18 protein-coding genes and 1 rRNA gene are annotated in these 19,742 nt (G+C 70.3%); 18 read left to right on the top strand and 1 reads right to left on the bottom strand.

Annotated elements, in window-relative coordinates; genetic code table 11:
* Positions 1–19: 19 nt before the first annotated feature.
* From QN206_10175 to QN206_10255, 17 genes are all read left to right on the top strand, one after another.
* A complete protein-coding gene (locus tag QN206_10175; GenBank protein MDR7615174.1) occupies positions 20–859 on the top strand; it encodes a VOC family protein in 840 nt (279 codons plus the stop codon).
* Positions 860–964: 105 nt separating this feature from the next.
* Positions 965–1,900, top strand: coding sequence for a fumarylacetoacetate hydrolase family protein (locus QN206_10180; protein ID MDR7615175.1), 936 nt, complete (start codon positions 965–967; stop codon positions 1,898–1,900).
* 10 nt (positions 1,901–1,910) lie between these two features.
* Entirely contained in the window at positions 1,911–2,378 is a 468-nt protein-coding gene (locus QN206_10185) for a Rid family hydrolase (GenBank protein MDR7615176.1), read from the top strand.
* Positions 2,379–2,412: 34 nt separating this feature from the next.
* On the top strand, positions 2,413–3,360 hold the full coding sequence (locus QN206_10190; GenBank protein MDR7615177.1) for a DUF6282 family protein: 948 nt from the start codon (positions 2,413–2,415) through the stop codon (positions 3,358–3,360).
* 32 nt (positions 3,361–3,392) lie between these two features.
* Positions 3,393–5,111 (top strand): amidohydrolase family protein, encoded by a 1,719-nt coding sequence (locus QN206_10195; GenBank protein MDR7615178.1) that lies wholly within the window; start codon positions 3,393–3,395, stop codon positions 5,109–5,111.
* 135 nt (positions 5,112–5,246) lie between these two features.
* The gene (purD, locus tag QN206_10200) at positions 5,247–6,524 is read left to right on the top strand and encodes a phosphoribosylamine--glycine ligase (GenBank protein ID MDR7615179.1); all 1,278 of its coding nucleotides are present in this window, start codon (positions 5,247–5,249) and stop codon (positions 6,522–6,524) included.
* Between the two features lie 10 nt (positions 6,525–6,534).
* Positions 6,535–7,809 (top strand): adenylosuccinate synthase, encoded by a 1,275-nt coding sequence (locus tag QN206_10205; protein MDR7615180.1) that lies wholly within the window; start codon positions 6,535–6,537, stop codon positions 7,807–7,809.
* Complete coding sequence (purB, locus tag QN206_10210; GenBank protein ID MDR7615181.1) at positions 7,806–9,134, top strand: adenylosuccinate lyase; 1,329 nt, start codon at positions 7,806–7,808, stop codon at positions 9,132–9,134. The genes QN206_10205 and purB overlap by 4 nt, the downstream gene beginning before the upstream one ends.
* Positions 9,131–10,024 (top strand): phosphoribosylaminoimidazolesuccinocarboxamide synthase, encoded by an 894-nt coding sequence (locus QN206_10215; protein MDR7615182.1) that lies wholly within the window; start codon positions 9,131–9,133, stop codon positions 10,022–10,024. Before purB ends, QN206_10215 begins: the two co-directional genes overlap by 4 nt.
* Positions 10,021–10,242 carry a phosphoribosylformylglycinamidine synthase subunit PurS gene (gene purS, locus QN206_10220; GenBank protein MDR7615183.1) on the top strand — a complete coding sequence of 74 codons (222 nt, stop codon included), beginning with the start codon at positions 10,021–10,023 and terminating at the stop codon, positions 10,240–10,242. The genes QN206_10215 and purS overlap by 4 nt, the downstream gene beginning before the upstream one ends.
* A 1-nt stretch (position 10,243) precedes the next feature.
* Positions 10,244–10,942, top strand: a complete 699-nt coding sequence (gene purQ, locus QN206_10225; protein ID MDR7615184.1) for a phosphoribosylformylglycinamidine synthase subunit PurQ — start codon at positions 10,244–10,246, stop codon at positions 10,940–10,942.
* Entirely contained in the window at positions 10,927–13,089 is a 2,163-nt protein-coding gene (gene purL, locus QN206_10230) for a phosphoribosylformylglycinamidine synthase subunit PurL (GenBank protein MDR7615185.1), read from the top strand. Before purQ ends, purL begins: the two co-directional genes overlap by 16 nt.
* A complete protein-coding gene (gene purF, locus QN206_10235; protein ID MDR7615186.1) occupies positions 13,086–14,486 on the top strand; it encodes an amidophosphoribosyltransferase in 1,401 nt (466 codons plus the stop codon). The genes purL and purF overlap by 4 nt, the downstream gene beginning before the upstream one ends.
* A complete protein-coding gene (purM, locus tag QN206_10240; GenBank protein ID MDR7615187.1) occupies positions 14,483–15,517 on the top strand; it encodes a phosphoribosylformylglycinamidine cyclo-ligase in 1,035 nt (344 codons plus the stop codon). Before purF ends, purM begins: the two co-directional genes overlap by 4 nt.
* Before the next feature lie 3 nt (positions 15,518–15,520).
* Entirely contained in the window at positions 15,521–16,147 is a 627-nt protein-coding gene (gene purN, locus QN206_10245; protein MDR7615188.1) for a phosphoribosylglycinamide formyltransferase, read from the top strand.
* The gene (gene purH / locus QN206_10250) at positions 16,148–17,668 is read left to right on the top strand and encodes a bifunctional phosphoribosylaminoimidazolecarboxamide formyltransferase/IMP cyclohydrolase (protein MDR7615189.1); all 1,521 of its coding nucleotides are present in this window, start codon (positions 16,148–16,150) and stop codon (positions 17,666–17,668) included.
* Between the two features lie 40 nt (positions 17,669–17,708).
* A complete protein-coding gene (locus tag QN206_10255; protein ID MDR7615190.1) occupies positions 17,709–18,293 on the top strand; it encodes a phosphoribosyltransferase family protein in 585 nt (194 codons plus the stop codon).
* Here QN206_10255 and QN206_10260 read toward each other — a convergent pair.
* Positions 18,215–19,051: a DUF92 domain-containing protein gene (locus tag QN206_10260; GenBank protein ID MDR7615191.1), complete on the bottom strand. Its 837-nt coding sequence runs from the start codon at positions 19,049–19,051 to the stop codon at positions 18,215–18,217. The two genes, QN206_10255 and QN206_10260, sit on opposite strands and share 79 nt — an antisense overlap.
* Positions 19,052–19,325: 274 nt before the next feature.
* Between QN206_10260 and QN206_10265 the strand changes: the two genes are divergently transcribed.
* Positions 19,326–19,742, top strand: a 16S ribosomal RNA gene (locus tag QN206_10265); the annotation flags it as partial.

Raw genomic sequence — 19,742 nt, forward strand, 5'->3', positions numbered from 1 at the left:
GGAGGAAGGAGGGGGAGTCATGGAGATCCGGCGGGTGGGGCACATCGGCCTCTATGCCCGGAACCTGGATGCGGGCACCCGGTGGTACCAGGAGATCCTGGGGTTGGAGGTCACGGAGCGCGCGGACGGAGCCGCATACCTCAGCTGTGATGCCACTCACCACGGGCTGATCCTGTACGAGGGGAATCCTCCGGGGGCGCACCACTTCGGGTTCGAAGCTCCAAACGAGCGGGCGGTGGAGCAGGCGGCCCAGGAGCTCCGGAGCGCAGGGGTGGAGACCGTGGAGGTGACGGTCCCGGGGCAGGGCCTGACCATCGCGTTCCAGGATCCGGAGGGATATCCCGTCTGGATCTACTGCGGCATGCGGAGACGGTACGACGGGACACGGTTCCCCGTGTGGGCGCCCCGGAAGTTCGGGCACATCACCGCGAAGGTGACGGACATCCGCGGGCAGGTGGCGTTCTACGAGAAGGTGCTGGGGTTCCGGGTCTCCGACTGGATGGCCTCCGTGATGGTGTGGATGCGCTGCAGTCCGGACCATCACGGCGTGGCGTGGATCCAGGCCGACCGGGCGAATCTGCACCACCTGGCCTGGGAGGTCCAGGACTGGAGCGCGCTGCGGGCCCTGGCGGACCACATGCTGAACCATGGCGTCCGGCTCCTGTACGGACCCGGTCGGCACGGCCCCGGCTTCAACCTGTTCCTGTACGTCCGCAACCCGGATGGGGTCCTCAACGAGCTCTTCGCGGACATGCTCCAGATCTGGAACGACGACGAGTACACGCCGCTCGTCTGGGAGGACCGCCCCGAGACCATCAACCAGTGGGGGCCGGCCCCACCCCCGGAGTTCCTGGAGTAGCCCGGTTTCACGAGGGCGCGGGGCCGGATGCGGCGGAGGATCTTGCGGAATCCATGGCGTACAGTTCCGGTCCAGATTCCATCTCGCGAATGTGAGGAGGGTTGCATGCGGCTGGTGACCTTTCAGAGCCCCCTGGGGCCGCGCCTGGGGATCGTGGAGGGGTCGGAGGTGGTAGACGCGAACGCCGCGTATGCCGCCTACTTGCGTGCACGGGGCGCTTCGGACGCGGTGGAGCGGGCTGGCTGGGAGGTCCCGCCGCGGGCCCGGGATTTCCTCGCCCGGTGGCCGGAGTCCGCGGAGCGGGTTCGTCCCGCGGTGGAGTATGCCCTCACCCACCGGGATCCGTGGACCGTGCTTCCGCTGGAAGGGGTGCGCCTGTTGCCGCCCATCCCGGACCCGGGGAAGGTGATCTGCCTCGGCCTGAACTACCGCGACCACGCGGAGGAGGCCCGGCAGCCCCTCCCGAAGGTCCCGGTGCTGTTCTGCAAGTTCCCTACGAGCCTGATCGGGCATGGGGATCCCATCCCCATCACCCGGCTGAGCGATCAGGTGGACTACGAAGCGGAGCTGGTGGTGGTGCTGGGCCGGGCGGGCCGGTACGTCTCCGAGGCAGACGCCATGCGGTACGTGGCCGGCTACAGCCTCCTCAACGACGTCAGCGTGCGGGACTACCAGCGGGCGGTGAGCCAGTGGACCGCGGGCAAGAATTTCTACCGCTCCACGCCTTTCGGGCCGTGGATCGTCACCGCGGACGAGATCCCGGACCCGCACGATCTCGAGCTGGAGCTCCAGCTGAACGGGGAGACGATGCAGCGGAGCCGGACCTCGGAGATGATCTTCTCCGTTCCCCAGATCGTCTCCTTCGTCTCTCAGACCTGTGGGATTGAGCCCGGGGATGTCATCGCCACGGGAACGCCTGCGGGGGTGGGGTTCGTCCGCACCCCCCCGGTGTTCCTGCGTCCTGGGGATCGGGTGGTGGTGCGGGCCTCTGGAATCGGGGAACTGGTGAATCCGGTCATCCGGGAAGACGGACTCGCCTGAGGAGGGAAGGATGCACGGAATTCCCGTTTACCCGGACCATCCCCTCCGCGGGAAGGTCCGGATGCCCTATGCCCCTGCGGTGGTGGTCCCGCCGGGGGCGGCCCTCGTGGTGATCTCGGGGTGCCATGCCTCCCCCGTTTACCACCACCACCCCCACATCCCCGAGGAGCACGTGCTGCCGCCTTCCATGCGGGAGCAGGCCCGCCGGGCCTTCGAGAACGTCCAGCTCTCGCTTTCGGCCCTGGGGCTTAGCTGGCGGCACGTGGTCAAGGTCACGCGGTTCCTCACGGACATCCGGGAGCAGGACGAGCTCAACGAGGTGCAGCGGGAGTTCCTGAAAGACCACGCCGTGGCCAGCACCACGGTCCAGGTCTCCTCCCTGGTGATCCCCGAGGCCCGGGTGGAGATCGAGGTGCTGGCCGCAGGACCCCCGGAGGTCGTGGAGCGGGCGCGGGCCCTCGCTGTTCCTCTCGGCTAGGGGGCGGATCGTGTGCTGGAGCTTTGCTTCCTGTGTGCCGTACCCCCGGATCCACGCGGCTGCGCCGCCCGCGTCCTCTGAGCCGGAGACCCTGAATCGCGTGCGGGAGGAGGCCACGGAGGGGATGATCGACTTCCACGTGCACACCCTCCCGGACACCTTCGACCGCACCGTGGACGCGGTGGAGGCCACCCGAACCGCCCGCGCGCTCGGCATGCGGGCCGTGGTGCTCAAGGGCGGGGCCTTCGAGACGGTGACCCGCGCGGCGCAGGCCAACGCGGAGGTGGGCGGGGGCATCCGGGCGTTCGGGGGCGTGGTCCTCAACTGGCCCATGGGCGGCCTGAACCCCGCGGCCGTGGAGGCCATGGTGGCCTTCCGGGGCGGCGGCGCGGAAGGGATCGGGAAGGTGGTGTGGATGCCCAGCATCCACGCCCGCAACCACCACGAGCGGTTCGGAATCCCCAAGCCGGGCGTGGAGGTCTTCGACGGCACCCGGCTTTTGCCCGCGGCCCGGGAGATCCTGGCTTTGTGTGCGGAGTACGACCTCGTGCTCCAGACCGGGCACCTCTCCCCGCAGGAGGCCCTCGCCCTCATCCGGGAGGCCCGGGCCATGGGCGTGGAGCGCATCGTGTGCACCCATGCGGACTACGATCCCATCAACATGACCCTGGAGGAACAGCGGGAGGCGGCGCGGCTGGGGGCCTATATCGAGCACGCGTACTGTGGGGTCTTCCTCGGGCCGGATTCCCCCGCGGAGCGCTTCCGGGCCTGGCGAGGGGTCTCCGTGGAGCAGATGGCCGCGGCCATCAAGGCGGTGGGGGCTGAGCGCTGCATCCTCTCAAGCGACCTCGGCGCCTCCCCCCTCCCTCGGCCCGCGGAGGGATATTTGGCCTTCGTGCGCCAGCTCCGGGCCCTGGGGATCACCGACCGCGAACTGGACTGGATGGGACGCCGGAACCCCGCGGCCCTTTTGGGGCTGTGAGGGCAGGTGGAGCATCTGGAGGGGGGACGAACATGGAGACGCGGCACGGGGTCGGGCAGACCTTTTCCAGGAGGGAGTTCCTGCGGTTCGGATTCCTTGCGGGCGTGGCGTCCGTCGGGCGGTGGGACGCGACCCGGACGGCAGGCTCCCGCGGGGAGGCCCGGGGGCAGCGGGTCCCCGCTCCTCGGGATCTCCTCCTGTTCAACGGGAGGATCTACACCATGGATCCCCGCAACCCTCGGGCCTCCGTGGTGCTGATCCGCGATGGCCGCATCGCGTACGTGGGAAACGCCCTCCCGGTCCAGGGTCTGGGGGCCCGACAGGTTGACCTCCGGGGACGGGCCGTCATCCCCGGGATCATCGACAACCACAACCACATCGCCCTGATGGGGAACCGTCCCGGATACCACACGCCGCTGGAGAACTGCGCCTCCGTCCGGGAGGTCCAGGAGACCCTGGCCGCCCGGGCCGCCGCGGCGCCTCGGGGGGCCTTCCTCACCACCATCGGCGGGTTCCACTTCAACCAGTTCCGGGAGCGCCGTCTGCCCACGCGGCGGGAACTGGACGAGGCGGTACCGCACAATCCCGTGTACCTCTCCATCGGCTTCAGCGGACCCTCCGTGACGAACTCCCTGGGGCAGCGCTTCTTCTCGGAGCGGGGCATCCCCGTGCGCGAGGACGGGGCCATCGCCGCGGGGGAGGCCTCGAATCGGGCCCTGCTGGCCCTGCGCCGGGAGCTGCTGACTCCCGAGGAACGGCGGCGGAGTGCCCTGGACGCCTTGCGGTACGGCCTCAGCCTCGGGGTGACCACCCACCTGGACCAGGGGGCCTTTCAGGCCACGAACACCCCGGCGGACGGGGCCGCGCACGAGGACAACTACACCATGCACAGGCCATTTTTTGAGCTGCACGCGGAAGGAGCTCTCCCGGCCCGGATCCGGATCAACTTCCTCCACGCGGACCTCTCCCCAGAGGTCCCCACCCTACGGGAGCGCCTGCGCAACAGCTTCCCCTACTTCGGGGACGAGTGGGTGCGGACCGTGGGGATCGGGGAGTTCACCGCGGGGGATCCCTTCGAGCTCTTCGCCCATGCGGAGCCCAGCGAGGCCTGGCGGGTGGGTACCCGCCTCGTGGCCGCGGCGGGCTGGCGGAACGAGAACCACTCCCTGACCCGGACCGACTACCAGGCCATCATCCGGGGCTGGGAAGAGGTGAACCGGGAATTCCCCATCGGGGAGCTGCGCTGGGTCCTCGCGCACGTCCCCTTCATCACCCGGGAGTGGGTGGACCGGCTCAAGGCCCTAGGGGGCGGCCTCTTCCTCACCGGGTGGCGGTACCTCGCGGGTACCCGGGAAGCCAACGGCCCTCCCTTCCGGATGATCGTGGAGAGCGGGATCCCCGTGGGGCTGAGCTCGGACGGCATGCAGATCGCGCCCATGAACCCGTGGCTGCACATCTACTACGCCACCACCGGCGTCAACGCCCGCGGGGAACCCATCAACGAGGACCAGCGGATCTCCCGGGAAGAGGCCCTGCGCCTGTACACCCGCGCGAACGGCTGGTTCCTCCGGGAGGAGGACCGCCTCGGGAGCCTCGAGGTGGGCAAGTGGGCGGATCTCGTGGTCCTCAACCGCGACCCGTTCCAGGTTCCGGACGAAGGGCTCAAGGGCATCCGGAGCGTCCTCACCCTGGTGGGCGGGAGGGCCGGGCACGACGAAGGCTTGCTCCGGACAACCTCCCCGAACCCGTAGACCTGCCTCATCCCCTAGCGGCGAAAGGCGAACTTTACCTGGTCGCTCGCCTTTACCCCAGGGGGATTCGTGGCTATGATGGGGCCGGATCGCAAAGGATATCCGCAAATCCCGAACGGTTGAGGGTTAACGAGGGTGCGGGTTCTCCTCGTGGGCTCCGGAGCTCGTGAGCACGCGCTCGCGTGGGCTCTCGGGCGGAGTGGGCTGGTCTCCGAGATCCTGTCTGCCCCGGGAAACCCGGGGATCGCGCGGTACGGCCGGTGTTTCCCCGTGCGGGCCACGGACATCCCGGGAATCGTGGCGCTCGCGGAGGAGCACAGGCCGGACCTGGTCGTGGTGGGCCCGGAGGAACCCCTAGCCCTGGGCCTCGTGGATGCCCTCAGCGCGAGGGGCATTCCCGTCTTCGGACCCACCCAGGGGGCGGCCCGCATCGAATCGTCGAAGATCTTTGCCAAGGAACTCCTCGGGCGCCACGGGATCCCGCAGCCCGGGTACCGGATCTTCGAGGATCCCGAGGAGGCGGTACGGTGGGTCCGGACCCGGAGAGGTCCCTGCGTGGTGAAGGCGGACGGGCTCGCGGCCGGCAAGGGATCCGTGGTGTGCCGGGATTCCCTCGAAGCGGAGGCGGCCATCCAGGCCCTCATGGTGCAGGGCCGGCTGGGGGAGGCCGGTCGGCGGGTGGTGGTCGAGGAGTACCTGGAGGGAGAAGAGGCCTCCGCGCTCGCCTTGGTGAGCGGCGAGTGCGTGGTCCCTCTCCCGCTGGCCCAGGACCACAAGCGCCTGCTGGACGGAGACCGAGGGCCCAACACGGGCGGGATGGGGGCCATCGCACCGTTACGGGTCTCTCCGGGGTTGCAGGCGCGGATCGTGCGGGAGATCCTGGAACCCACCGCCCGGGCCCTGTGCACGGAGGGAACGCCCTTCTGCGGGGTGCTTTACGCGGGCCTCATGCTCACCGCGGAGGGCCCGAAAGTCCTGGAGTTCAACGCCCGGTGGGGGGACCCTGAGGCCCAGGCCCTGCTTCCCCTGCTTCAAAGCGATCTCCTCGAGATCCTTCTGGCCACGTGTTCGGGGACCCTCGACCGGGTGTCCGTCCGGTGGGCAGAGGGGGCCAGTTGCTGCGTGGTGCTCGCGAGCGAGGGGTACCCCGAGCAGCCCGTGCGGGGGCGCCGGATCCACGGCCTTGAGCGGTTGGAGGGACGGCCGGGGGTTGTGGTGTTCCACGCGGGGACGGAAGAGCGCGACGCCGCCCTCTACACCGCGGGCGGTCGGGTCCTGAGCGTGGTGGGGCTCGGCGGGACCCTGGAGGCCGCCTGCGAGGTCGCGTATCGGGCCGTGGAGGAGGTGCACTTCGAGGGGATGCAGTTCCGCCGGGACATCGGCCGCCGGGCCCGGGCCGGTATCGGAGCATGAGGGGTGAGCCATGCCCGTGACCGCGGTGGTGGGACTGCATTGGGGAGACGAGGGGAAGGGCAAGGTGATCGATCTGCTGGCGCAGCGGGCGCAGCTGGTGATCCGGTTCAACGGAGGGGCCAACGCGGGCCACACCATCGTGAACGAGTGGGGAACCTTCCGGCTGCACCTCATCCCCTCCGGCATCTTCAATCCCGGGTGCCGCAACCTCATCGGCCCGGGCTGCGTGGTGAACCCGGAAGTGCTGCTCCAGGAGATGGAGGTCCTGCAGGAGCGGAACCTCCTGCGGGGAGCGCTGCTCCTCTCCGACCGGGCCCATCTCACCCTCCCCTTTCACGTCCAGACGGACGTGGCGGAAGATGAGGCCCGCGCCCACGGGACCACCCGCCAGGGCATCTGGCCCACGTACGCGGACAAGGTGGCCCGCATCGGGCTGCGGGCAGGAGATCTGCTGTATCCGGAGTTCTGCGATCGGCAGCTGGCTGTGCTCCTCGCACGGCGCAACGCCCTGCTGCAGGCCCTGTACGGGCAGGCGCCCGTGGATGCCGAGGCCCTGCGGGCCCGGCTGCGGGGGTGGGCGGAACGCCTCCGCCCCCACATCGTGGACGGGTTTGAGGTCGTGCAGGAGGCCCTGGAACGCGACGTCCCGGTCCTCCTGGAGGGGCACCTGGGCGCCATGCGGGACCTGGACTGGGGGGAGTACCCATACGTGACCTCCTCCACCACCCTGGCGGGCGGGGCTTGCGCGGGCGCCGGGATCCCGCCACATCGCATCACCCGCATCGTGGGCGTGGTGAAAGCGTACACCACCGCGGTGGGATCAGGCCCCCTGCCCACGGAGGAACGGGGAGAGGTGGGGGAACGCCTGCGGGAACTGGGCGGGGAGTACGGGGCCACCACAGGCCGACCCCGCCGGTGCGGGTGGTTTGACGGCGTGGCGGCCCGGTTCGCGGCCCGACTCAACGGGTGCACGGAGGTGGCCCTCATGAAGCTCGATGTGCTCGACGCGTTTGACCGCGTCCGGATCTGCGTGGCCTACGAGCTCGGGGGAAAACTCCTGGAGGCGGTTCCGCCCACCCCCGTGCTGGAGCGGGTTCGCCCCGTGTACGAGGAGCTCCCGGGATGGCGCACGCCCACTTCTGGGATCGCCCGATTCTCGGATCTCCCTGCGGAGGCCCGGACCTTCGTGCGCCGGATCCAGGAGCTGTGCGGAGTACCCGTCACCCTCATCGGTACGGGTGCCCGGCGGGAGCACACCATCCACACCCCGGGAGGGGTGCTGTGATCCCCCGGTACACCACCCCGGAGATGGCGGAGCTGTGGAGCGAGCGCACGAAGCTCGCCACCTGGCTCGAGGTGGAGCTGCTGGCCGTGGAGGCCCAGGCCGCGCACGGCCTTGTTCCGCAGGAGACCGCCTCGCGCCTGCGGGCCCGGGCCCGGACCCCCGACCCCGAACGGGTGCGGGAGGCGGAGGGGCGTACCCGGCACGACGTGGTGGCCTTCCTGGAGGTGGTCTCGGAAGACCTCGGGGAGGACGCCCGCTACCTGCACCGGGGCATCGGGTCCAGCGACGTGGTGGACACCGCCACCGCGGTGCTCCTCGTGCGGGCCACGGACCTCCTCCTGCAGGAACTGGACGGGCTGCTCCGGGTGCTCGTCGAGCTCGCGGACCGGTATCGCCACACCCTGATGCCGGGCCGCACCCACGGGATGGTGGCGGAGCCCACCACCTTCGGGCTCAAGGTGGCGAGCTGGCTCGCGGAGATGCGGCGGAACCGCGAGCGCCTTCTGCGGGCCCGGGAGGCGGTGCGGGTGGGGAAGCTCTCCGGAGAGGTGGGCAACTACGCGCACCTTCCACCGTGGGCCGAGGCGTACGTGTGCGAGCGGCTGGGCCTGGTACCGGAGACGGTCTCTACCCAGATCGTCTCGCGGGACCGGCATGCGGAGCTGCTGTGCGCCATCGCGGTCACCGCGGGAAGCCTCGAGCGCATCGCCACGGAGATCCGCAACCTCCAGCGCACGGAGATCCACGAGGTGGAGGAACCCTTCGAGGCGGGCCAGACGGGGAGCAGTGCCATGCCGCACAAGCGCAACCCCATCCTCTGCGAGCGGATCACGGGGCTTGCCCGGATGCTGCGGGGGATGGGCCTCGTGGCCCTGGAGAACGAGGCCTTGTGGGGCGAGCGGGACCTCAGCCACTCCAGCAACGAGCGCCTCACCCTGCCCGGGGCCACCACCCTCCTCCACTACGCCCTGCGGCAGATGCGCTACGTCCTCGAACACCTGCGGGTGGATCCGGAGGCCATGCGCCGAAACCTTGACCGCACGGGCGGCCTCGTGTACTCCCACCGGGTCCTGCTCCTCCTGGTGGCGCGGGGCATGCCCCGGGAAGAAGCGTACCGGGCCGTGCAGCGGGCCGCCTTCCGGGTCGAGGAGGATCCGCATCGGGCTCCGGATGCCTTCCTGCACGCCCTCCTGGAAGACCCGGTCGTCCGGCGGTACGCGGACGAGGCGGCCCTGCGCGGTTGCTTCGATCTCACGCCGTACCTCGCGCACGTGGATGAGATCCTGAGCCGGGCCGGAATCCCGCCGAAGGAGAAGCGCGCATGAACGCCGTGCTCTCCCTCCCCCTGTACCTCCGGGGCAAGGTGCGGGACGTGTACGACCTGGGGGATCGGCTGCTCATGGTGACCACGGACCGCCTGAGCGCCTTCGACTGTGTGCTCCCCACCCCCATCCCGGACCGGGGCAAGGTGCTCACGCAGCTCTCGGCCTTCTGGTTCTCCCGCACCGTTCCCGTCATCTGGAACCATCTCATCACCACGGACCTGAGGGCCATCGCGGAGGCCCTGGGTCAGCCCGTGGAGGGCCTCGCGGAGCTGGAGGATCGCACCATGCTGGTGTGGCGGGCGCGGCGGATCCCCTTCGAGTGCGTGGTGCGGGGGTATCTCGCGGGGTCCGGGTGGCGGGATTACGTACGGACGGGGGCGGTGTGCGGGATCCGGCTTCCGCGGGGGCTTCGGGAAGGGGAGCGGCTCCCGGAGCCCATCTTCACCCCCGCCACCAAGAACGAGGGGGGACACGACGAGAACGTGCCCTTCGAGGCCGTGGCGGAGGCGTTGGGGGAGGAACTGGCCCAACGCCTGCGGGAGGTGAGTCTTGTGCTGTACCGGGTCCTCCACGACCACGCGTACGACCGGGGATTGATCCTGGCGGACACCAAATTCGAGTTCGGGATGCGCAAAGATGCGCTGATGCTCATCGACGAGCTCGGCACCCCGGACTCCTCCCGGTACTGGGACCGAGAGGCGTACGAGCGCGGGGGATCCATGGCCTCCTTCGACAAGCAGTTCGTGCGGGACTACCTGGAGCGCATCGGGTGGAGCAAGCAGCCTCCCGCCCCTCCGCTTCCGCCGGAGGTGGTGGAGGCCACCCGCTCCCGGTACCTGGAGGCCTACCGCCGTCTCACGGGGCAGATCCCCGCGTGGGGGCTACGGTGAGGCGGGTTCGGGTGGTGATCTTCCTCAAGCCCGGGGTTCTGGACGCCCAGGGTCAGGCGGTGGCCACGGGGCTGCGGGCTTTGGGCTACGAGGTGGGGGAGGTCCGGGTGGGCCGTGCGGTGGAGCTCGTGCTCCCGGATGGGACGGACGTGATGGAGATGTGCGAGCGGTTCCTCGCCAATCCCCTCATCGAGGAGTGGCGGGTGGAGGAGGCGTGAGGTGCGGTTCGGCGTGGTGACCTTCCCAGGGTCCAACTGTGATGCGGACTGCCGGTGGGTGCTGGAGAAGGTGGTGGGGGTCGAGGCGGAGCCCGTGTGGCATGAGGAGACGGATCTCACGGGTCTCGACGCCGTGGTCCTGCCCGGCGGGTTCTCCTACGGCGACTACCTCCGGGCGGGTGCCATCGCGGCCACGAGCCCGGTGATGCGGGCGGTGCGGGAGTTCGCCGCCCGGGGAGGGCTGGTGCTGGGGATCTGCAACGGGTTCCAGATCCTGTTGGAGGCAAGGCTACTGCCCGGCGCCCTGCTCACCAACCTCCAGGCCCGGTTCCGGTGCGGGTGGGTGCAGGTTCGGGTGGAGCGCACGGACACGCCCTTTACCTCCCGATACCGGCCGGGAGAGGTTCTACGCATGCCCATCGCCCACCGGGAAGGCCGTTACCACGTGGACCCTGCCACGCGGGAGCGGCTGGAGGCAACGGGGAGGGTGGTGTTCCGGTACGAGGGCGAGAACCCCAACGGATCCCTCAGCGGGATCGCGGGGATCTGCAACGAGGCCGGAAACGTGTTGGGCCTCATGCCGCACCCCGAGCGGTGCGCGGAGGGGATTCTGGGCGGGGAGGACGGCCGACGGCTGTTTGAGAGCATGGTGGACTGGATCCGCACCCATCGCAGGGAGGCGGTATGGCGGAGGTCGTAGCGGAGCGCAACCTGCGCCTTTTCCCCGACGAGGTGGCGGAGATCCGGCGGCGGCTTGGACGGGAACCGAACTCCGTGGAGTGGCGGGTGTTCGAGGCCTTGTGGTCCGAGCACTGCTCCTACAAGCACTCCCGTCCCTACCTCCGGATCCTGCCCACGGAAGGGCCCGGTGTGCTGCGGGGACCCGGGGGGAATGCGGGCGTGGTGGAGGTCGCGCCCGGGTGGGCGGTGGCCATGAAGATCGAGAGCCACAACCATCCCAGCGCCGTGGACCCCTTCCACGGCGCCGCCACGGGGGTGGGCGGGATCATCCGGGACGTGCTCGCCATGGGGGCCCGGCCCGTGGCCCTGCTTGATTCCCTGCGGTTCGGGGATGGCCCGAGGGCGCGGCGGCTCCTGGAAGGCGTGGTGGCCGGGATCGCCCACTATGGGAACGCGGTCGGGGTTCCCGTGGTGGGCGGGGAGGTCCACACAGAACCCTGCTACACGCACCACCCCCTCGTAAACGTGTGCTGCGTGGGGATCCTGCGCGCCCATCAAGTGCAGAGCGCCGCCGCCCGGGGCCCCGGGAACGTGGTCCTGTACGCGGGGGCCCGCACGGGCCGGGACGGCATCGGCGGTGCTGCCTTTGCCTCCGAGGAACTGGATGCGCACAGCGAGGTGCAGGACCGGAGCGCGGTCCAAATCGGGGACCCGTTTGCCGGCAAACTCCTCATCGAGGCCACCCTGGAGGCCTACCGGACCGGAGCCGTGGTGGCGGTGCAGGACATGGGAGCCGCGGGGCTTGCGTGCGCGGCCGCGGAGATGAGCGCCCGGGGCGGGGTCGGCATGCGGATCCACCTGGACCGGGTGCCCCGCCGAGAGACGGGAATGCGGCCGGAGGAGGTTCTCCTCAGCGAGTCCCAGGAGCGGATGCTGTTGGTGGTGGAGCGGGGCCGGGAGGAGGAGGTGGCCGCCATCTACCGGCGGTGGGGGCTCGTGGCCCAGCCCATCGGGGTGGTGACGGAGGAGAGGGTACTGCGGGTCTATGACGGGGAGCGGCTGGTGGCGGAGCTCCCGCCGGAACTCGTGACCGACGCCCCCGAGCGCCGGGTTCCCGAGCAACCCTACGGGCCCTCGCCGCTTTGCACGGAGACCCTCCCGGTGCCGGAGGATCCTGCGGGGGTTCTCCTGCAGCTTCTGCGCACGCCTGGAATCCGCAGCAAACGCTGGATCTACACCCAGTACGACCACATGGTGCAGATCAATACCGTGGTGGGGCCGGGCTCGGACGCCGCGGTGCTGCGCGTCAAGGAGGCGCCCCCTCTGGGCATCGCCCTCAGCGTGGACGGTCCCGGCCGCATCGCCCACCTGGATCCGTGGTGCGGGGGGGCCTGGGCCGTCTGCGAGGCGTCCCTGAACGTGGCCTGTAGCGGTGCCCGGCCCGTGGCCCTGACGGACGGGCTCAACCTCCCCAGCCCCGAGCGGCCGGAGGTGGCGTGGAGCCTGCGGCGGGTGGTGGAGGGGATCGCGGATGCCTGTCGGGCCTTGGGGATTCCCGTGATCGGCGGCAACGTGAGCCTCTACAACGAGTCTGCGGACCGCATCTACCCCACACCCATCGTGGCAGTCCTCGGGGTGCTGAGGGACGTGAACCGGGTGATCCCCAGCGGCTTCCGGCGTCCCGGAGACCTCGTGGTGCTCGTGGGCGCGCTTGAGGCATCCCTCGCGGGAAGCACCTACCTGAAGGAGGTACACGGTCTCGTGGCGGGCTGCCCGCGGGTCCCGGACCTCGACCTGCACGGGCGCCTGGTGAACCTCCTCGTGCGGGCGGCGGAGGAGGATCTGGTGCGCTCCGCGCACGATCTGAGCGATGGAGGACTCGCGGTGGCCCTGGCGGAGGCCTGCCTCCTGGGGGGAGTGGGGGCAACCTGCGATCTCTCCCTGGAGCAGACCCGGGTGGACGAGCTCCTCTTCGGGGAAGGGCCGTCTCGAGTGGTGGTCACGGTGCCCGTGGACCGGTACGAGGCCTTCTACGCCCGGTGCCGGGAGCACCGGGTGCCCGTACGGCTGCTGGGCCGGGTGGGAGGGGAAGCCCTCCGGATCCGGCTCGCCGTTGGTGGGATCGAGATTCGGGCGACGGACCTGAGGGAGGCGTGGGAGGGATGACGGATCGGTGGCGGGAGGAGTGTGGGGTGTTCGGCATCGCCCTGCGTCGCGGTGCCGCGGCTCCCTTCGTGTATGCGGGGCTATTGGCCCTCCAGCACCGGGGGCAAGAGAGTGCGGGGATGGCCACCTACGATGGCACAAACCTCCACGTGCACAAGGGGATGGGGCTTGTCTCCGAGATCTTCCGGGCGGACCATGCCGGGATACCGGGTTCCGTGGGGGTCGGGCATGTCCGGTACTCCACCATGGGCTCCGCGGTCCTCGCGAACGCCCAGCCCGTGGTGGTCCCCTCCCGGTGGGGACCCGTGGCCGTGGCCCACAACGGCAACCTCACGAACGCCCCTCAGCTCCGGGCAGAGCTGGAAGCGCGGGGGATGGTTTTCCAGACCACCAGCGACACCGAGGTGATCGCCCTCTCCATCGCCGCCGCCCGGGTGGGCTCGGTGGAGGAGGCCATCCGCGCCACCATGGCGCGTCTGGAGGGCGCGTTTACCGTGACCGCGCTCGTGGGCGGGAGCCTCTTCGCGTTCCGGGACCGGTACGGGATCCGGCCCCTGGTGCTGGGGCGGTTGGAGGAGGGATGGGTGGTGGCCTCCGAGACCTGCGCCCTGGACGCCGTGGGGGCGGTCTACGTGCGGGACGTGCATCCCGGGGAGGTGGTGTGGGTCGGAGGGGAGGAGGTCCAGGCGGAGCAGGTCCTCCCCGGAGGGCGGCCGGCCAGCTGCGTCTTCGAGTTCATCTACTTCGCCCGGCCCGACACCGTGCTGCTGGGGCGCACCGTGCACGAGGTGCGGCGCCGCATGGGCCGCATCCTGGCCCGGGAGCAGCCCGCGGATGCGGACGTGGTGATCCCGGTACCGGACTCCGGCACCTCCGCGGCCCTGGGATACGCGGAGCAAAGCGGGCTGCCCTTCGAACTCGGGTTGGTGAAGAACCGGTACGTGGGCCGGACCTTCATCGAGCCGGATCCCGCCCGGAGGGCCTTCGGGGTCCGGGCCAAGTTGAGCGCGGTGCGGGCCGTGGTCGCGGACCGGCGGGTGGTGCTGGTGGATGACAGCATCGTCCGGGGGACCACGAGCGCCCGGCTCGTGCGCACGCTGCGCGAGGCAGGGGCCCGTGAGGTCCACCTCCGCATCTCCTCCCCTCCCATCCGCTGGCCCTGCTTTTACGGCGTGGACACCAGCAGCCGGGGGCAACTCGTGGCCGCCCGGCTGGACGTGGAAGGCATCCGGCAGCAGATCGGCGCGGACAGCCTCGGGTACCTGAGCCAGGAGGGGCTCGTAACCGCCATCGGCCTTCCGGGCCAAGTCCTGTGCACGGCGTGCCTGGACGGCCGCTACCCCACGCCCACGCCCACGGAGTCCGAAGCGGGGAAGTACGCCCTGGAACGGCGATGAGGCCCATCGGGTACCGGGATGTCGGGGTAAACGTGGAGGCGAAGGAGGCGCTCCTGCAACGCCTCCGGGAGCGGATCCGGTCCACCTTCACCCCCGCGGTCCTGGATCGGGTGGGCCTGTTTAGTGGGTTCATCCGCCTCCCCGCTGAGGAGGACTTGATCCTGGCGGCCACCGTGGACGGGGTGGGCACCAAGACCGAGGTGGCGAACCTGGTGGGCGACCACCGGGTGATCGGGCACGACGTGGTGGCCCACAACCTCAACGATCTTGCCTGCCACGGCGCCCGGCCGCTTCTCTTCCTCGACTACTTCGCCTCCGGACGGTGGCGTCCGGAGGTGCTGGAGGCGGTGCTGGAGGGAATGGCGGAGGCGTGCTCGGCCTACGGGGTGGCGCTCCTGGGCGGGGAGGTCGCCCAGATGCCGGACGTGTACCGGGAGGACGCCTACGAGGTGGTGGGATGCGCGGTGGGCGTGGTGGCGCCGGCCCGGATGGTGGACGGTTCCGGCATCCGCCCCCGAGACGTCCTGGTGGGGCTTGGGAGCACGGGCCTGCACACCAACGGCTACTCCCTGGCCCGACGGGTCCTCCTCCGGCGCCCGGAGGACGTGCACCGCTACGAGCCGGAACTGGGATGCACCCGCGGGGAAGCCCTCCTGCGGCCGCACCGGTGCTACGCGCAGACCCTGCTTGCCCTGCTGGCGGCCTTTCCGGAGGCGGTCACGGGGATCGCCCACGTCACGGGCGGAGGGATCCGCGGGAACCTCGTGCGCATCCTCCCCGCGGGGTGTCGGGCCCGGGTGGAGGTCTGCTGGCCCATCCCGCCCGTGTTCCGGCTCATCGCCCGGGAGGGACCGGTGGAGCAGGAGGAGATGTTCCGGGTCTTCAACATGGGGGTCGGCATGATCCTCTGCGTGCGCCCGGATGCGGCGGGGGAGATTTCCGCCTTCCTCCGAGCACACGGGGAAAAGGTCTGGGTGATCGGGGAGATCGCCGCGGGAGAGCGGGCGGTGGAGATCCGGACGGAGGGGTAAGGCGTGCCCGGGCGGGTGCGGCTTGCGGTACTGGTCTCTGGAAACGGCACGAACCTCCAGGCCATCCTCGATGCCTGTGCACGGCCGGATTACCCCGCGGAGGTGGTGGTGGTGGTCTCTGACCGGCCGGGCGCGTTTGCCCTGGAGCGGGCGCGGCGGGCGGGGGTGCCGGCCCACGTGGTGGACTGGTCCGCGTTCCGCGACCGGGAGGCGTTCTGCCGTCAACTGGAGGCGGTGCTGGCGCCGTACCGGGTGGATCTGGTGTGTCTTGCGGGGTTTTTGCGCATCCTGGATGCGCACTTCGTGGCCGCCTACCGAGGCCGCATCCTGAACATCCACCCCTCCCTCCTTCCCGCGTTCGGTGGGAAGGGCATGTACGGGGAACGGGTGCACCGGGCGGTGCTGGCAAGCGGAGCCAGGGTTTCGGGCTGCACGGTGCACCTCGTCACGGAGGCGGTGGATGCAGGACCCATCGTCCTCCAGGCGGAGGTCCCCGTACTCCCCGGGGACACCCCGGAGACCCTAGCGGCCCGGGTGGCGGAGCAGGAGCACCGGATTTACCCGGAGGCCATCCGCCGGCTGGCATCGGGGGAGGTGCGGTTCGAGGATTTGATGGTGCGGAGGGACTAGATGCCACGGGCGCTCCTGAGCGTGACGGACAAGACGGGCCTCGTGGACTTCGCCCGCGGGCTGTGGAGTTTGGGGTTCGAGATTGTGAGTACGGGCGGTACCGCGCGGGTGCTCCGGGAGGCGGGGATTCCCGTGACGTCCGTCGCGGAGGTGACCGGCTTTCCCGAGGTCCTCGGCGGCCGCGTGAAGACCCTGCACCCCGCCATCCATGCCGCGGTGCTGGCCCGGAGGTCCGATGAGGAGGAACTCGAGCGGCTTGGGATCAAGCCCGTCGAGGTCGTGGCCGTGAACCTCTATCGCTTCGAGGAGGCGGCCGCGGCGAACCGGCCGTGGGAGGAGCTGGTGGAGGAGATCGACGTGGGCGGGGTAGCCCTGATCCGGGCCGCGGCGAAGAACTCCGACCGGGTGGCGGTGCTCACGGATCCCGGACAGTACGGTCCGGTTCTGGAGGAGCTCCGGCGAACGGGGGAGGTTCTGCCCGAGACGCGGCGGCGGCTTGCGGTGGAGGCCTTCCGGTACGTGGCGGGCTACGACGCCCTGATCGCCCGCGTGCTGGCCGAGCGGAGCGGACAGGAGGAGTTCCCGGAGCGGCTCGTGTGGGCGTGGCGCAGGGATCAGGCGTTGCGGTACGGCGAGAACCCGCACCAGGCCGCGGCCTTCTATCGGGATCCCCTCGCGCCCCCCGGGAGCCTCCCCCGGGCCGAGCAGGTGGGGGGAAGGCCCCTCTCCTACAACAACCTCCTGGACGCGGACGCCGCCTGGCGGCTGGTGTGGGAGTTTTCGGAGCCCGCGGCGGTGGTGGTGAAGCACGCCAACCCGTGCGGCTGCGCGCTCGGCCCGACCGCGGAAGAGGCCCTCCGGGGAGCCCTGCGGGGAGATCCCATCAGTCGCTTCGGCGGGATCGTGGCCCTCAACCGTCCCCTGGATGGTCCGGCCGCGCGGCTCCTCCGGGAAGTGTTCCTGGAGGTCGTGGTGGCCCCGGGGTTTACGCCGGAGGCCCTGGAGATCCTCCGGGGGAGGCAGAACCTGCGGATCCTGCAAATCGCCCCTCCCGCGGAGGAGGCCACCTGGGAGATCCGCAGCGTCCTGGGAGGGGTGCTGGTGCAGGAACCGGACCGCGTGACCTGGCAGAAGGAAACGCTGCGGGTGGTGACTTCCCGGGTCCCCACCCCGGAGGAGTGGGAGGACCTGCGGTTCGCGTGGGTGGTGTGCAAGCACACCAAGAGCAACGCCGTCGTCCTCGCCCGGGGTCGGGAGGTGGTGGGGGTGGGGGCGGGACAGATGAGCCGGGTGGACAGCGTTCGCTTGGCGGTGGCCAAGGCGGGAGAGCGGGCCCGGGGCGCGGTGCTGGCCTCGGACGCCTTCTTCCCCTTCCCCGACGGCGTGGAGGAGGCCGTGCGGGCAGGGGTGGTGGCCATCGTCCAGCCGGGAGGGTCCGTGCGGGACCCGGAGGTGATCGCGGCCGCGGAGCGGGCGGGGTGCAGCATGGTGTTCACGGGCATTCGCCACTTCCGCCACTAGTGGTAAGATGCCGTCGGGGTCTCGCCGTGGGGGACGGAGGATGACGTACGTGCTGCCGTTCCAGGGTCAATCGAACTACGAGCTGGAGATCGCGGGGGCCCGGAGGCGCCTCCCCCTCATCCAGGTGTCGCCGGACACCTGGATCGCCTATTACTACAGCCTTGGAGACACGGAGGTCATCGATCGGGCGGCCCGGGCGCTCGCACCGCAGATGGAGAGCTGCGAGGTGCTCGTGACCACGGAGACGAAGGGAATTCCGCTCGCCCATGCCATCGCCACCTACCTCGGCCTGCGGCCCTACGTGGTGTGCCGGAAGGAGATCCGCCCCTTCATGCTCTCGCCGCTGGTGGTCCGCTATAAGCCCATCACCGCGAAAACGGAGCAGGAGCTCTACCTGGACGGCCGGGATGCCCTGAAGCTGGCGGGCCGGAGGGTGGGGATCGTGGACGACATCGTGAGCACCGGAGAGACCGTGCGGGCCATGGAGGAGCTGGTGGCACAGGCCGGGGGCGAGGTGGTGAAGCGGGCGGCGTTGCTCCTGGAGGGCTACGACCGGGACGACATCTTCCACATGGGGATCCTCCCCGTCTTTAAACTGCAGGGGGAGGGGCCGGAGCTCCGGTGAGCCACGAGGGCCCCGAAGGCCGTGGCGAGGAGGTTCACCCCGTCGTTGTCGAGGCTGCACAGACCTGAGACCCGCTGGCCCCGTGCCCCACAGGCGCAGCGGCGCCGCTCCCCGCTCCTCCCGCACCGGGGGCAGCGGTAGCGGGCCTGTAGGGTGGCCCCGAGGAGGCTATCCAGAAGCATCCCGAGGACGCCCGCACGGACCGTGACGCCGGAGCTCGCTACGCCCGTCGCCTGCGCGGCAAGCCCGCACAGGGCCGCTCCGGCGGCTCCTGCCAAGGTTCCGAGCCAGGTCACGCCTCCGGAGGTTCCGGGCGGGACCCGGGTGCCCATGGTGAGGTGGCGTGGGGGACCCCCGTACCGCACCCCGATCTCCGTGGCCCAGGTGTCCGCACACGCGGCAGCCACGGCCCCCGCGAAGGCCCGGGAGGTCATGGGCCACCGGCGGGACAGCAGCGCAGCGAGCGCAGCCACGCCTCCGTTGGCTAGGACCTGCCGGCCCGTGCGTCCCAGGCGGTCCTGCGAGGAGCCCGGAAGGCGGCTCAGGAGATTCGCGGAGGCGAAAAAGGTCAGGAGAAAAGCCGACCACCGCAGGCCCCCGGCCCGGAACACCGCGGTTCCGATGAGCGTGGCCACCATGGGGCCCGTTCCGCGCAGGGTCCTCGCCCCGCGGGCAAGGGCGGCTGCGGCCCCGGAGAGGACGAGTCCTGCGATCCAGGACCCGCCCCGGTCCTGGGGAATCTTGACAGGCCGGGCCACGTCGGTATGATATGGGATGGCTGCCGGGGTTGCCGCAAGGTGACCCGGCAGGGTACCTTGACACCCTCCCCCACCGGTCTTCCCGTGGTGATGTCCTCGGTCGAGGAGCCGGTTGACAGGATGGAGGGAAGGTGTTAAGATTACGGGTTGCCGGCGCCTAGGGGAGCCGGCGGGGACCTTGAAAACCGAATAGTGGCAGGAACGACGCGGCCATCGAGAAAGGAATCCCCCGGGCAGGACGACTGCCCGAGGTGAGTCAAGGATCTAAACTTTCCGTCTGGAGAGTTTGATCCTGGCTCAGGGCGAACGCTGGCGGCGTGCCTAAAACATGCAAGTCGAGCGGGGGTTGGCCGCGGGGCAACCCGCGGTTTCAGCTCTAGCGGCGAACGGGTGAGTAACACGTGGGTAACCTACCCCGAAGACGGGGATAACCCCGGGAAACCGGGGCTAATACCCGATACCCTCCTCTGGGGGCATCCCCGGGGGAGGAAAGGGTTGGGCGCAAGCCCTTCCGCTTCGGGATGGGCCCGCGGCCTATCAGCTCGTTGGTGGGGTAACGGCCCACCAAGGCGATGACGGGTAGCTGGCCTGAGAGGGTGGCCAGCCACACTGGCACTGAGACACGGGCCAGACTCCTACGGGAGGCAGCAGTTGGGAATCTTGGGCAATGGGCGCAAGCCTGACCCAGCGA

Source organism: Armatimonadota bacterium, from assembly GCA_031460175.1.
In the GTDB taxonomy this organism is placed as follows: Bacteria; Sysuimicrobiota; Sysuimicrobiia; order Sysuimicrobiales; family Sysuimicrobiaceae; genus Sysuimicrobium; species Sysuimicrobium tengchongense.

Bases quoted from the DNA above. Each gene is read 5' to 3' on its own strand.
- QN206_10255 (MDR7615190.1), top strand. From the start codon at position 17,709: ATGACGTACGTGCTGCCGTTCCAGGGTCAATCGAACTACGAGCTGGAG.
- QN206_10215 (MDR7615182.1), top strand. From the start codon at position 9,131: ATGAACGCCGTGCTCTCCCTCCCCCTGTACCTCCGGGGCAAGGTGCGG.
- QN206_10175 (MDR7615174.1), top strand. From the start codon at position 20: ATGGAGATCCGGCGGGTGGGGCACATCGGCCTCTATGCCCGGAACCTG.
- QN206_10205 (MDR7615180.1), top strand. From the start codon at position 6,535: ATGCCCGTGACCGCGGTGGTGGGACTGCATTGGGGAGACGAGGGGAAG.
- QN206_10180 (MDR7615175.1), top strand. From the start codon at position 965: ATGCGGCTGGTGACCTTTCAGAGCCCCCTGGGGCCGCGCCTGGGGATC.
- purM (MDR7615187.1), top strand. From the start codon at position 14,483: ATGAGGCCCATCGGGTACCGGGATGTCGGGGTAAACGTGGAGGCGAAG.
- purF (MDR7615186.1), top strand. From the start codon at position 13,086: ATGACGGATCGGTGGCGGGAGGAGTGTGGGGTGTTCGGCATCGCCCTG.
- QN206_10185 (MDR7615176.1), top strand. From the start codon at position 1,911: ATGCACGGAATTCCCGTTTACCCGGACCATCCCCTCCGCGGGAAGGTC.
- purL (MDR7615185.1), top strand. From the start codon at position 10,927: ATGGCGGAGGTCGTAGCGGAGCGCAACCTGCGCCTTTTCCCCGACGAG.
- QN206_10195 (MDR7615178.1), top strand. From the start codon at position 3,393: ATGGAGACGCGGCACGGGGTCGGGCAGACCTTTTCCAGGAGGGAGTTC.
- purH (MDR7615189.1), top strand. From the start codon at position 16,148: ATGCCACGGGCGCTCCTGAGCGTGACGGACAAGACGGGCCTCGTGGAC.